The organism is Amycolatopsis sp. cmx-11-51 (assembly GCF_047608665.1).
In the GTDB taxonomy this organism is placed as follows: domain Bacteria; phylum Actinomycetota; class Actinomycetes; order Mycobacteriales; family Pseudonocardiaceae; genus Amycolatopsis.
The window spans coordinates 189,437-201,220 of sequence record NZ_JADNQO010000012.1; the positions used below are offsets into that span (position 1 = coordinate 189,437).

Genomic DNA, 11,784 nt, shown 5'->3' on the forward strand with positions numbered 1-11,784 from the left:
GTTTCCCGGTTCAGGCATCGAAGCGCCTCCTCATTTCCACGAGGTCCCGGGAGCGGCGAGCGGAATCCAAAAGACCACTGTCGTGCCTTCACCCGGTCTGCTGGACACCCGGAACCATCCCTGCGCGGCTTCCGCGCGTTCACGCATCGATGCCATTCCGATGTGCTCGCCCGGCGACGCTTCGTGAGAGGTCTCGCCGCGCGCCTTCATCCCGTCGCCGTTGTCGGCGACCTTCGCCAGCAGACCGCCGTCCTGGCCCGTCAGGGAGACCACGACAGCCGTGGCGTTCGCGTGCTTCCGCACGTTCACCAACGCCTCCTGAAGGATCCGGAAGACGGTGACGACGAGCTCGGATGGCGGTTTGGCGGAGAAATCGTGCCGTAGCGTGCACTCCAGCCCCCAGCCACCGACGACTTCGTCGAGGTAGTCACGCACGGAGGCGACCAGATCATCGTCGTTCAGCGCGGGCGGGCGCAATTGGGCGACCAGGATCCGCAGCCGCCGGATCGCCCCTTGGATGGCTTCGTCGAGTCGCATCAACGCGGAATCACGCCGTTGGGCGGCGAGCATCTGCAAGCGCATGCTCACCGCGATCATCGACTGAATCGAATCGTCGTGAACATCCCACGCGATACGACGACGTTCGGTTTCCTGTGCCCGGACCAAATGCGCGAACGCCTGCCGCCGACCGGTCCTTTCCTCCTGTGTTTTCCGGCGTTCGGTGAGATCACGGGTGACCTTGCCGAAACCGACGAGCTCGCCCTGGTCGTCCCTCAAGGCGGTGAGCACGGTGTTCGCCCAGAACCGTTCGCCGCCATTTCGGACCCGCCAGCCCTCGTCCTCGTGGCTCCCCACCTCCGCGGCGATCAGCAGTTCCGCGGTGGGTTTCCCGTCGGAGACGTCGTGCTCGGGGTAGAAAACGGAGAAATGACGGCCGAGGATCTCCTCCTCGGAATACCCCTTGATCCGTTCCGCCCCCGGATTCCAGCTGATCACCAGACCGTCGACGTCCAGCATGTAAATGGCGTAGTCGACGACGCTGTGCACGAACAACTCGAAGAGCACAGCACTGCGATGATCGGGTGCCTGTTCCGATGGCAGCTTGGCCATAGTGCAGCTTGGCACTCGGATACGTCTCGCCGCTACGGCCGTTCGAGGAGGCCATTCCTGCGCGCGTGCGCCACGGCTTCGAGTTTGGAATGGGTTCCGGTCTTCACCAGTATCCGCTGCACATGATTCCGGACGGTGTTCCGCGCGAGCCGCAACTCGTCGGCGATCCGGTCCGTTCCCGCGCCCTCGGCGATCAGGCCGAGCACCTGCCGCTCCCGAAGTGTCAGCACCGGCCCTGGCGCACCGGCACTCCCGGACAACATGGCCAGCGCGCCGCTGAGCAGTTCCGGGTCGATGATCACGTCGCCCGCCGCGACGGTGCGGATCGCCGTGACCAGCTCGTCGAGGAGACCCGATTTCAGCAGCAGCCCCGCTCCCCCGACTTCGAGGATCCTGGCGGCGATGGCGCTGTTCGCGTCACCGGTCAGCACGAGTACCCGGATCGACGGCGAGATCGCGCGGAACCTCGCGATCGCCTCGATCCCGTCACCGTCCGGCAGCCGACGGTCGAGCAGGACGAGGTCGGGCAGGTGCTCTTCCGCCGCGATCATCCCGTGCGCGAGGGACTCCTCGGACGCCACCAGGTGAATCTCCGGGAATTCCTCGAAGGCCGCGCCGAGCGCCTCGGCCACCATCTTGTGGTCTTCGACGAGCAACACCCGGATCGGGGTCGCGGCCGGGGGCTCGGGCTGCGGGAACGTCGGGTTCGGCATGCACCTTCTCCGTCGATCGTGGTCTCGCCGGGACTCATTGTCCGGCAGAATTCAGGAAGTCAATCCTGCCCACGGACGCATTCACCCTCGTGCCGATTCCCGACCAGCGCGATCGGACAGCGCGCGGCTCGGCAACGCCCGCGCCATGCCGCCGGGCATTATCCCACCGGCTCCGGCCGTCCCGTCGCTTCGACGCCAACCCGTGACACGGAGTACCCGCTCGGCGACTTGGTGGGGTCTTTATGCCCTCGATGGCACTACCTTCGGCGGTGACCGGGGCGGCCCGCGATACCGCATCGTCGAAGGTGGCAAACCGCCGGACCATCGCACGGGAAGGGTGACCGGGACGTGACCACGAGGATCTGCGAGACCCGCCGCCGTTCCGGCACGCACGCCGGCGCCTTCCGGACACTGGTCTCCGCCGAACTCGAGAGGCTGCCGCGAGTCGCGGCGAAACCCGAGACGCGCACCTCCCTGCTCGATGACGTCCTGACCGCCATCCGGCGCCTCGACGGCGCGGACCCCGCCGCGAACGACGCAGCGCGGCCCCTGCGCCGGTACCACTTCCCGCGATGGAACCCGCGGGACCGGCGTGTCCAGCGGCTGCGCGGCTGGCTCAGCGGCGCGCCCGGCTAGTGTCGCGTGCCGTCCGTCCAATCACGCGTGTTCGCCGCTCAATCACGCGTGTTCGCCGCTCAATCACGCGTGTTCGCCGCTCAATCACGCGTGATGTCTGCGACGGCACCATCGGACACGCCCTGGGCCGGGCGAGGCCCCGTCACACCGGGTGCCACCGCCCGATGTCGGCCTCCATCGGCACGATCCGCGTCAGCGACGAGCGGATCTTCAGTTCCGTCGCCCGGTCTCGGCCGCGGGTCCCGCGCGGGGCGTAGGGGTAGAAGGTGCCGCGCTCCCGGCGGTAGACCATCGTCAGCTTCGGGTGACGCACATCCCGCAACTCGGCGAAGTCGACTGTCGAGTGCAGCAGCCAGGACGCGAAGCCCGCCTGCGCCAGCCTGTCGTTGACGTCGACGAGGTCGTCGAGCAGCCAGCCCAGATCCCCGTTCTCCCGCCAGCAGCGCACGATCGTCCGCCCGTGCGCGTCGTGGGTGACCACGTTGCGGCGCACGGAATCCCCGGCGATACCGGCGATGATCTCCGCCTCCGTCCCCGCTCCCGGACGGCCGATGGCGACGAAGCACACCGTCCCCGATCCGGTCGGCGCGAGCCCGTAACCGGACCGCAGCGTCGACGCCGCCGATCTCAACTCCAGCAACGGAAGCAGACTCGACCGTACCGAGCGGCTCCTCCCCAAAAGGCTTCCCAGTATCGCCATGACCTCACGCATCCCTTCTTCTACGTGAAGCCTTTCCCATCACGCCCTCGCACCCTAGGGCCGCACGGTCGCGCGTTCACCGGGACAAGTCCCCTGTTCAGGTGACCAATGGCCCTAACAGCGACTCCCGGTCACTTCTCGGCGATTGTCACCGAATACCCGGCCGAAGGAGTATCTCACTGTCCAGCGAGCCGTTGACGACGCCGTGTGCGACGTCCGACAGCCTCCGGTTCGAGCTGCGCGCGAAGGTTCGCAGGCGCTGAAAGGCCGTGCTGACGCCAATTCCGGCTCGCTCTGCGAGCACGCCCTTCGCTTGTTCGATGATGATCCGGCTGTCGAGCGCGGTCTGCAACTGCTCCGAAAGCGTCCGGTAGTGGCGCGATTCCCGGTGCTGGAGGAGGCAATGGGCCGCGACGTCGGCCAGCGACTGCCCCAGCCTTCGGTCGTCAGCGCCCAAAACCACGTTTTCGGCGCTCAGGAAGGTGACCGCACCAACGGTTTCCTCCATCGCGCGTAACGGAAGCGCGGAAACCGCGACATAGCCCAGACCGGTCATCCTGGCGACGTAGCCGGGCCAGCGGGACGCCTCGGCGGGAAGGTCATCGACGACGACCTCGCTCCCGGTTTCGAAAGCCTCGATCGCGGGACCTTCCTCGTCCGCCGTGGGATATCGTTCGAAGTTCAGTCCCGGTAGGAAGATCTCCAGGGAATCGATCGGCAGCAGCCGTACACATTCGCTGGACAACGTGTCCACGACCCGATCCGGCCCGAGGTCTTCCGTGACACTCGCGGTCAAACTCGCGAACGCCGCACAGACCGCGGATTCCCTGTTCATCCCGGTCGTGATCCCCACGCGCCAGATATTCACCCGTGCGATTCTGGCCCGCCCCCGCGACACCCGGCAACGACCAGATGGAGGATCCTTTACCGGCCGACCACCTGTTCCGACGACCGACGATCTCGGCCAGGTAGCGATCGCAAGGTTGTTGTCACCGCCGCAGCGAAAGCGGCGGCACGGTGTTCGCCCGCAGCGCGGCTTCGTCCATAGTGGACTCCCCGAACCCCGCCTTGCCGATCTTCTCCGCCACGAGGGCACCCGGGTCGTCGAGTACGTCGGCACGGCCGCTCAGGAAAGCCCATTCGTGCTCGTCCGAACCGTAGTAGAGAGCGGTTCCGAACGATTCGGTGAACCGGCGCCACGACGAGATCAGGGTCTGGTTGCGCCACAGCGTCGGGCAGCCACCCTGGCAGCCGACCACTCCCCCTTCGGTGAGCAATGTCGCACACCGGGCCAGGAAATCGTTGCCGTACAACCGGTTGTGCTGCGCCTCCGGATCTTCGTTCTCGTCCGGCAGGTCGATCACGACAACGTCGTACGAGTCGCCGCGCTCCCGCGCTTCGGCGAGGAACTCCCAGCCGTCGCGATAGTAAACGCGGACCTTTCCTTCCCCGCGCTCCGCACGGGCCAGATCGTCGAGCGTGTAGCCGTAGGGAAGGTGTTCGGCGCAGGCTCGCACCGCCTCGGCGTCGATGTCGACGTGGTCGACCACCTCGGCCCCCGCGGCGACCGCGAGTTCCGACGCGACCCCTTCACTGGAGCCGATGATCAGCACCCGCTCGACACGATCGGCGAGCAGCAGCGAGGGAATCATCAGCGCCTCGTGGTACACGAGCTGGCTCAGCTCAGTGCTCTGCCGTTCGTCGTCGCAGAACAGGGAGATCCCCTGCGCCGTCCGTCCGATGAGCACGTTCTGGAACGCGGTGCGGCCCTCGAACAGGACCTCCTCGACGTCCCAGTTCCGGGTGAGCCCCGCGCCCATCGGCTCGACGATCACTCGTCGGGTCATCAGCCTTCTCCTCGTTCCACAGTGGACATCCGGACGGTGCCGGCGCCGAGCAACTTCGCCAGCAGTTCGACCGCGCGCTCCGGATCCGCCCGGTCCCCGCAGGTGAACACGTCCACGAACATCGAGCCGATCTCCGGATAGGTGTGCACGGACGCGTGGGATTCGGCCAGCAATGCGAGCACGGTGACCCCTTGCGGGGCGAAGGAATGCGATACGACTTCGCAGACCGTCGCCCCCGCCTCGGTCACCGCGTTCGCGAGGGTCCTCTTCAGGAATTCGGCGTCGTCGAGCAGCGACGGCTCGATCCCCTCGAACTCCGCGAGTACGTGGCGACCGGCGAACCGGCCGACGAGTGGTTCTTCAGCCGTCATCGGCGAACCTCCCCACACAATAGGTACGCAACGGTTCGAATCCGTTGAAGGCGATGGACGAATAGCTGGCGGTGTAGGCACCGGTGCCCGGAATGTCCAGCCGGTCGCCCGCCTTGAGCGACATCGGCAGCACGCACGGCGTCCGCTGGTAGAGCACGTCGTCACCATCGCAGGTCGGCCCCGCGAGGACCACCGGCCCTTCCGGACCCTTGACGCCGACGGGCTCGAGCCGATACGCGACGGCCTCGTTCTCGCACTCCGCCATTCCGTTGTACCTGCCGACGTCGAGGTAGACCCAGCGGCGTTCGTCGGCGGCGGCACGGGTCGTCACCAGGACGACTTCGGTCCGGATGAGTCCGGCGTCGGCGACGATCACGCGGCCCGGCTCGAGCATCAGCTCCGGCCCGGGCCCCGGCAGGTGCTGTTCGAGAGCGGCGTTGATCACCGCCGCGTAGGCGGCCAAGGAGGGCACGGCTTCCCGGTGCTCGGTGGCGAACCCGCCGCCGATGTTGAGCCGTGTCAAGCCGACACCGGCTTCGGCGGCGACCTTGGCCGCGGTCGCGATCCCGATCTCCCAGGCGGCCGGGTCCGGTTGCTGCGAGCCGACGTGGAACGCGATTCCCGGCCGCAGCCCGGCCTCCGCGGCCTGCCGGAGCAGGGTGGCGGCCATCGCCGGTTCACAGCCGAACTTGTGGCCGAACGGCGTGACCGAATCCGGGCCGCCGGTCAGCAACCGGACGGAAACCAGCGAACCGGGCGCGTGCTCGGTCAGATTCGCGAGATCCCCGGCGGAGTCCGTGGTGAATTCACGGACTCCGCATGCATACGCGAACGCGATGTCCGCCTGCTTCTTGATCGTGTTGCCGTAGGCCAGTTCCGCCGCCCGGGCGCCACGTGAAAGGCACAGTTCGATCTCGCCCGTGCCCGCGACGTCGAATCCCGCCCCCGTCGACAGCACCGCGTCGAGCACCTCGGGTGTGGGATTCGCCTTGACCGCGTACCGGATCAGCGCGTCCGGGAACGCCGCCGAGACCGCGGCCGCGCGCTCCGCGACCAGGTCGGTGTCCACGACCAGGCACGGTGTCGGCGGCTCGCGATCCGCCAGGAAGGCGCGGATCCGGTTCAGGCTTTCGGTCACGCGCCCCAGGGTGTCAAAGGCCGATCACCGGCGCGGAACCCGGGGTCACGCCCGGGCGTCGCCCGAGGTCTGCTCAGGCAGTTCCACCCCGTGCTCGGCGGCCAACCGCTCCAGGTTGGCCAGATCGGCGCCGACGGCCGAAGCACGATCCTCGTCCGAGTCCCGCCTGGCGATCCGGACGTCTTCCCTCGCCTGCCGTACCCGGTCCCGCAGATTCACCGCGAACTCGCTCATCGTGCACCCCCGATCTCCCGCGTCTTGTCTGCTTTCACCCTAGGACCCTCCGATTCGGTGACCGACGTGATCTGCGTCATCACGGGCTCGTCCGTGGTCGAAGTGAAGCATTATGACGCATCGCCGGAGTTTCGCAGCTCAGCGGAGCCCGGCTTTTTCACCGGGAGCCGAAGCGCCGGTCCGGCGGCCGATCACCGCGAGCGGGACGAGCGCGCACAGGCCGCCCGCGATGGCGACCAGAACGTATCCACCCAGGCCGAACAACTGCCCGGCGAGCAGGCTCGCCGCCGCGGAGGTCCCCCAGACGAAGGCGTCGACCGTGCCCTGCGCCCTCGTCCGTTGCTCCGCCGGGAGATCGCGGCTGAGCATGCTGCTGCCGCCGACGAACACCAGATTCCAGCCGTAGCCCAGCAGGAACATCGCGACCGGGATTCCCACGTGATGCGAATCGGGCGCGCCGATGGCGGTGACGGCCGCGACAATCAGCGTGCCGATCCCGCCGAAGATCGCCGCGCGGCCGCCCCAGCGGTCGGTGATCCAGCCGGACAACGGTGCCAACGCGAACATTCCGATCAAATGCGCGCTCAGTACCCAGCCGACGACATCGAGACCCTGACCGTGCTGGTGCAGCTGGACCGGTGTCATCGTCATCACCGCCACCATGGCCAGTTGCGCGCCGACCATCGCCACGAGCGGCCCGAGGATCAGCGGGTTCCGCACGGACATCCGCTCCCGCCTCGGCACTCGCTCCGCCGGGGCGGCGAGACCGCGCGGAAGGGCGGCGACGGCGACCACGGCGATGGCCACGACGATCGCCCCCGCCGCGATCGGACCGGACAGCGCGGGCAGTTCGGCGGCTTCCGCCCGCGCCGCGGCCGGCGCGATGAGAGCGGGACCCGCGATCGCGCCGACGGTGCCCGCCCAGACCATTGTGGACAGTGCGAAACCTTTGCGGTGCTCCGGTGAAAGGTCTGCCGCCGTGTACCGCGAGAGCTGTGCCCCGCTGTTGCCGAAGCCGATCAAGGGCATCCCCGCCACCAGCGCGAGCACAGACCCGCCGAGCACACCCGCGAACGAGATCAGCGCGCCCGCCACCGCGGCGCCGTACATCAGCACCAGGACGAGCCGCCTGCCGAGTCGCGCCGCCAGCGCCCCCGACGACAGCGAGCCGGCGGCGGAGCCGAGTACCAGCACGGCGTTCGGCAGCCCGCTCCACGCGGCACCGGCGTGCTCGACCACGATCAGCGCCGCCGTGGTGGACAGGCCGACGACAGCGGTGCTGACGCAGGCGACGCCCATGAAGAGCGCGATCATCGGTTTCATGATTCAAACCTAGGGATTCCGGACGCACCGGCGAATAGTCTTGCGAAGGCCTCGCGGGGGTGCGAGGCGCATCATGAAAGGAATCCGGGCGCGATGACCTTACGATCGGAAAGGCCGCTGGACGACCTCGACTGGCGGCTCGTCGAGACGCTCCAGGGCGACGGACGGCTCTCGTTCAAGGAACTGGGCCGCCGCGTCAACCTCTCCGCGCCGGCGGTCGCCGAACGGGTCCGGCGGCTGGAAGAGGCGGGCGTCATCACCGGATACCGCGCACAGGTCGACGCGCGCCGCGCCGGGTACGACCTGCAGGCCTTCGTCGAAATGCGGTGCTCGCTCGGCAGCTGCCTGCTGCGCACGAGCAAGTCGGAGGACTACCCCGAGGTCGTCGAGCTGCACCGGCTCAGCGGCGACCGCTGCACCATGTTGAAGGTGCGGGCTGTGTCGCTCGAACATCTCGAGGGCCTCTTCGAACGGCTGGGCAAACACGGTGAAATCAGGTCGTCGGTGGTGCTGTCGACGCAGTTCGAAGGCAGGCCGGTCGGCCCGCCGGTCGAGGACTACCTGAAGGCGACCAAGAGCGAGGGCTGGAGCATGTGAAGCCGGTCAGAAATCGAGAAGCGACGGCGACCGCGGCCCACCTAGCGTGATCACCGCACGTTCGAAGAGGACGAACCGCTCGAAACTGGTTAGATCGAGCCCGGTGAGGCTGACGGACCGTACACGCGGCCCACATCAGGATGGAGACACGATGCGCAAGACCACCAGGCCGCAGCCGCCCGAGGAACACCCCGCCGACAGCCACGACCTGATCCGCGTGCTGGGTGCCCGCGAGAACAACCTCAAGGACGTGGCCGTCGAGCTGCCGAAGCGACGGCTGACAGTGTTCACCGGCGTCTCCGGTTCGGGCAAGAGCTCCCTGGTCTTCGACACGATCGCGGCCGAGTCGCAGCGGCTGATCAACGAGACCTACAGCACCTTCGTGCAGGGCTTCATGCCGACGCTGGCCCGGCCCGAGGTCGACGTGCTCGATGGCCTGACCACCGCGATCATCGTCGACCAGCAGCGGATGGGCGCCGACCCGCGGTCCACCGTCGGCACCGCCACCGACGCCAGCGCGATGCTGCGCATCCTCTTCAGCCGGATCGGGAAGCCGCACATCGGCTCGCCGCAGGCTTTCTCCTTCAACGTCGCCTCGATCTCCGGCGCCGGAGCCGTGACCACCGAGAAGGCCGGACGGACTACGAAGGAACGCCGCGAGTTCAGCATCACCGGTGGTATGTGCTCGCGCTGTGAGGGTCGGGGCAAGGTCAACGACATCGACCTCACCGCGCTGTACGACGACACCAAATCCCTCAACGAGGGCGCGCTGTCGGTCCCCGGGTTCTCCATGGAGGGCTGGTTCGGCCGCATCCTCCGCGGCTGTGGCTTCTTCGACCCGGACAAGCCGATCAAAAAGTACACCAAGAAGCAGCTGGACGACCTGCTCTACAAGGAGCCCGTCAAGCTCAAGATCGACGGCATCAACCTGACCTACTCGGGCCTGATCCCCACGATCCAGAAGTCGTTCCTGTCCAAAGACCGCGAGGCGATGCAGCCGCATATCCGCGCGTTCGTGGACCGGGCGGTCACCTTCACCACTTGCCCCGAATGCGACGGCACCCGGCTGAGCGAACTCGCCCGGTCGTCGAAGATCAAGCGGATCAACATCGCCGACGCCTGCTCGATGCAGATCAGCGACCTCGCCGACTGGGTCCGCGGGCTCAAGGAGCCGTCGGTGGCGCCGCTGCTGGAAAAGCTCCAGCACACACTCGACTCGTTCGTGGACATCGGACTCGGCTACCTCTCGCTCGACCGCCCCTCCGGCACGCTCTCGGGCGGTGAGGCACAGCGGACGAAGATGATCCGGCACCTCGGCTCTTCGCTCACCGACGTCACGTACGTCTTCGACGAGCCCACCATCGGCCTGCACCCGCACGACATCCAGCGGATGAACAACCTGCTCCAGCAGCTGCGCGACAAGGGCAACACGGTGCTGGTCGTCGAGCACAAGCCGGAGGCGATCGCCATCGCCGACCACGTCGTCGACCTCGGCCCCGGCGCGGGCACGGAGGGCGGGACGATCTGCTTCGAGGGCACCGTCGAAGGTCTGCGCGCCAGCGACACCAGCACCGGCAGGCACCTCGACGACCGGGCGTCGCTCAAGGACAGCGTCCGCAAGCCCACCGGCAAGCTGGAGATCCGCGGCGCGGACCGGCACAACCTCCGGAAGGTCGACGTCGACGTCCCGCTCGGCGTCCTCTGCGTCGTCACCGGTGTCGCCGGTTCCGGCAAGAGTTCGCTGATCCACGGATCGATCCCCGCCGCCGAGGGCGTCGTTTCGGTCGATCAGACACCCATCCGCGGTTCGCGCCGGAGCAACCCGGCCACCTACACCGGCCTGCTCGAACCGATCCGCAAGGCCTTCGCCAAGGCCAACGGCGTGAAGCCGGCACTGTTCAGCGCCAACTCCGAGGGCGCCTGCCCGAACTGCAACGGCGCGGGCGTCATCTACACCGACCTCGGCATCATGGCGGGGACCGCGACCACGTGCGAGGAGTGCGAGGGCAGGCGGTTCCAGGCTTCGGTGCTGGAGTACACCTTCGGTGGCAAGAACATCAGCGAGGCACTCGCGATGCCGGTGTCCGAAGCCGAGGAGTTCTTCGGCGAGGGCGAAGGGCGCATTCCGGCCGCGCACGCCATCCTCGGCAGGCTCAAGGACGTCGGGCTCGGCTACCTCAGCCTCGGCCAGCCGCTCACCACGCTCTCCGGCGGTGAACGGCAGCGGCTGAAGCTCGCGACGCATATGGGCGACAAGGGCGGCGTCTACGTCCTCGACGAGCCGACCACCGGTCTGCACCTCGCCGACGTCGAAAACCTGCTCGGCCTGCTGGACCGGCTCGTCGACGCCGGCAAGTCCGTAATCGTGATCGAGCACCACCAGGCGGTCATGGCGCACGCCGACTGGATCATCGACCTCGGCCCCGGCGCCGGCCACGACGGCGGCAAGGTCGTCTTCGAGGGCACGCCGTCCGACCTCGTCGCGACCGCTTCGACGCTCACCGGCGAACACCTGAAGGCCTACATCGGCAAGTGACGATTCGCAATTAGTCCTCTAGATGAGTGATTCCGTGAAGTTGGTGTTAGTGGTCGTAGGCGGTGAGTGATCGTTTGCTGGTGTGGCCGGTTTCCCAGTTGTGCCAGATGGCGGTGGCCATGGCGAGGAGGCGTTGGGTGACGCGGGTGAACACGCCGTGAGGGGTGCGTCCGCCGTGTGTTTCGAGGTCGAGCTGGCCTTTCAGGGTCTGGTTGACCGACTCGATTCGTTGGCGGACACCGCCGAGGTTGCCGCCTGCGGTAGGTTTCGTCTTTGCGGTCCGGGCGTAGCAGGTGAAGTCCCATCGTCTCGGTCAGCTTCTTGAAGGCTTTCCCGGCGAACCCTTTGTCGGCCAGCAGGATTTGGCCGTTGCGGATAAGGTGCTGGTTGCTCTCGAGCAGCGCGGCCAGCACCTCGCGTTCACCGAGTTTCGGAGTGGCCAGGCACCACAGGACCGGCATTCCGTCACCGGCGCAGACGAGGTAGAGCTTCAGCCCCCAGTACAACCGGGAATGCGACGCACAGTAACCGTAACCGGCGTGTCCGGCCAGGTCCGAGCGCTTCACCGTTTCCCGCGAC

12 protein-coding genes and 1 pseudogene are annotated in these 11,784 nt (G+C 67.5%); 3 read left to right on the forward strand and 10 right to left on the reverse strand.

Translation table 11 applies throughout. From position 1 onward, the window contains the following. Nucleotides 1–30 precede the first annotated feature (30 nt). Nucleotides 31–1,110: a PAS domain S-box protein gene (locus tag ACM6LU_RS30940; RefSeq protein ID WP_414941343.1), complete on the reverse strand. Its 1,080-nt coding sequence runs from the start codon at nt 1,108–1,110 to the stop codon at nt 31–33. Between the two features lie 32 nt (nt 1,111–1,142). After that, nucleotides 1,143–1,823: a response regulator gene (locus ACM6LU_RS30945; protein WP_414941344.1), complete on the reverse strand. Its 681-nt coding sequence runs from the start codon at nt 1,821–1,823 to the stop codon at nt 1,143–1,145. Between the two features lie 348 nt (nt 1,824–2,171). On the opposite strand from ACM6LU_RS30945, the gene ACM6LU_RS30950 reads away from it, so the two are divergent. Beyond that, nucleotides 2,172–2,459, forward strand: coding sequence for a hypothetical protein (locus ACM6LU_RS30950; protein ID WP_414941345.1), 288 nt, complete (start codon nt 2,172–2,174; stop codon nt 2,457–2,459). A 142-nt stretch (nt 2,460–2,601) separates the two neighbouring features. Here the strand turns inward: ACM6LU_RS30950 and pspAB are convergent, their stop codons facing one another. The 7 genes from pspAB to ACM6LU_RS30985 form a co-directional block, all read right to left on the reverse strand. Beyond that, complete coding sequence (gene pspAB, locus ACM6LU_RS30955; RefSeq protein ID WP_414941346.1) at nt 2,602–3,171, reverse strand: PspA-associated protein PspAB; 570 nt, start codon at nt 3,169–3,171, stop codon at nt 2,602–2,604. Nucleotides 3,172–3,307: 136 nt separating this feature from the next. Further along, nucleotides 3,308–4,027 (reverse strand): GAF and ANTAR domain-containing protein, encoded by a 720-nt coding sequence (locus tag ACM6LU_RS30960; RefSeq protein ID WP_414941347.1) that lies wholly within the window; start codon nt 4,025–4,027, stop codon nt 3,308–3,310. A 121-nt stretch (nt 4,028–4,148) separates the two neighbouring features. Further along, on the reverse strand, nt 4,149–5,006 hold the full coding sequence (locus ACM6LU_RS30965; protein WP_414941348.1) for a spermidine synthase: 858 nt from the start codon (nt 5,004–5,006) through the stop codon (nt 4,149–4,151). Then, nucleotides 5,006–5,377: an adenosylmethionine decarboxylase gene (gene speD, locus ACM6LU_RS30970; protein ID WP_414941349.1), complete on the reverse strand. Its 372-nt coding sequence runs from the start codon at nt 5,375–5,377 to the stop codon at nt 5,006–5,008. Before speD ends, ACM6LU_RS30965 begins: the two co-directional genes overlap by 1 nt. Continuing rightward, on the reverse strand, nt 5,367–6,515 hold the full coding sequence (locus ACM6LU_RS30975) for a type III PLP-dependent enzyme (protein ID WP_414941350.1): 1,149 nt from the start codon (nt 6,513–6,515) through the stop codon (nt 5,367–5,369). Before ACM6LU_RS30975 ends, speD begins: the two co-directional genes overlap by 11 nt. A 45-nt stretch (nt 6,516–6,560) precedes the next feature. Next, entirely contained in the window at nt 6,561–6,749 is a 189-nt protein-coding gene (locus ACM6LU_RS30980) for a hypothetical protein (RefSeq protein ID WP_409492954.1), read from the reverse strand. A 138-nt stretch (nt 6,750–6,887) separates the two neighbouring features. Next, complete coding sequence (locus tag ACM6LU_RS30985; RefSeq protein ID WP_414941351.1) at nt 6,888–8,072, reverse strand: MFS transporter; 1,185 nt, start codon at nt 8,070–8,072, stop codon at nt 6,888–6,890. A gap of 93 nt (nt 8,073–8,165) precedes the next feature. Between ACM6LU_RS30985 and ACM6LU_RS30990 the strand changes: the two genes are divergently transcribed. Both ACM6LU_RS30990 and ACM6LU_RS30995 read left to right on the forward strand, forming a co-directional pair. Then, the gene (locus ACM6LU_RS30990) at nt 8,166–8,669 is read left to right on the forward strand and encodes an Lrp/AsnC family transcriptional regulator (RefSeq protein WP_076161627.1); all 504 of its coding nucleotides are present in this window, start codon (nt 8,166–8,168) and stop codon (nt 8,667–8,669) included. A gap of 151 nt (nt 8,670–8,820) precedes the next feature. After that, a complete protein-coding gene (locus ACM6LU_RS30995; protein WP_414941352.1) occupies nt 8,821–11,205 on the forward strand; it encodes an ATP-binding cassette domain-containing protein in 2,385 nt (794 codons plus the stop codon). 46 nt (nt 11,206–11,251) lie between these two features. Here ACM6LU_RS30995 and ACM6LU_RS31000 read toward each other — a convergent pair. Continuing rightward, nucleotides 11,252–11,784: pseudogene (locus ACM6LU_RS31000) on the reverse strand (transposase); the annotation flags it as partial.

Excerpts from the sequence above, each read along its gene's own strand:
- ACM6LU_RS30940 (WP_414941343.1), bottom strand. The coding sequence starts at position 1,110 with ATGGCCAAGCTGCCATCGGAACAGGCACCCGATCATCGCAGTGCTGTG.
- ACM6LU_RS30945 (WP_414941344.1), bottom strand. The coding sequence starts at position 1,823 with ATGCCGAACCCGACGTTCCCGCAGCCCGAGCCCCCGGCCGCGACCCCG.
- pspAB (WP_414941346.1), bottom strand. The coding sequence starts at position 3,171 with ATGCGTGAGGTCATGGCGATACTGGGAAGCCTTTTGGGGAGGAGCCGC.
- ACM6LU_RS30965 (WP_414941348.1), bottom strand. The coding sequence starts at position 5,006 with ATGACCCGACGAGTGATCGTCGAGCCGATGGGCGCGGGGCTCACCCGG.
- speD (WP_414941349.1), bottom strand. The coding sequence starts at position 5,377 with ATGACGGCTGAAGAACCACTCGTCGGCCGGTTCGCCGGTCGCCACGTA.
- ACM6LU_RS30980 (WP_409492954.1), bottom strand. The coding sequence starts at position 6,749 with ATGAGCGAGTTCGCGGTGAATCTGCGGGACCGGGTACGGCAGGCGAGG.
- ACM6LU_RS30985 (WP_414941351.1), bottom strand. The coding sequence starts at position 8,072 with ATGAAACCGATGATCGCGCTCTTCATGGGCGTCGCCTGCGTCAGCACC.
- ACM6LU_RS30990 (WP_076161627.1), top strand. The coding sequence starts at position 8,166 with ATGACCTTACGATCGGAAAGGCCGCTGGACGACCTCGACTGGCGGCTC.
- ACM6LU_RS30995 (WP_414941352.1), top strand. The coding sequence starts at position 8,821 with ATGCGCAAGACCACCAGGCCGCAGCCGCCCGAGGAACACCCCGCCGAC.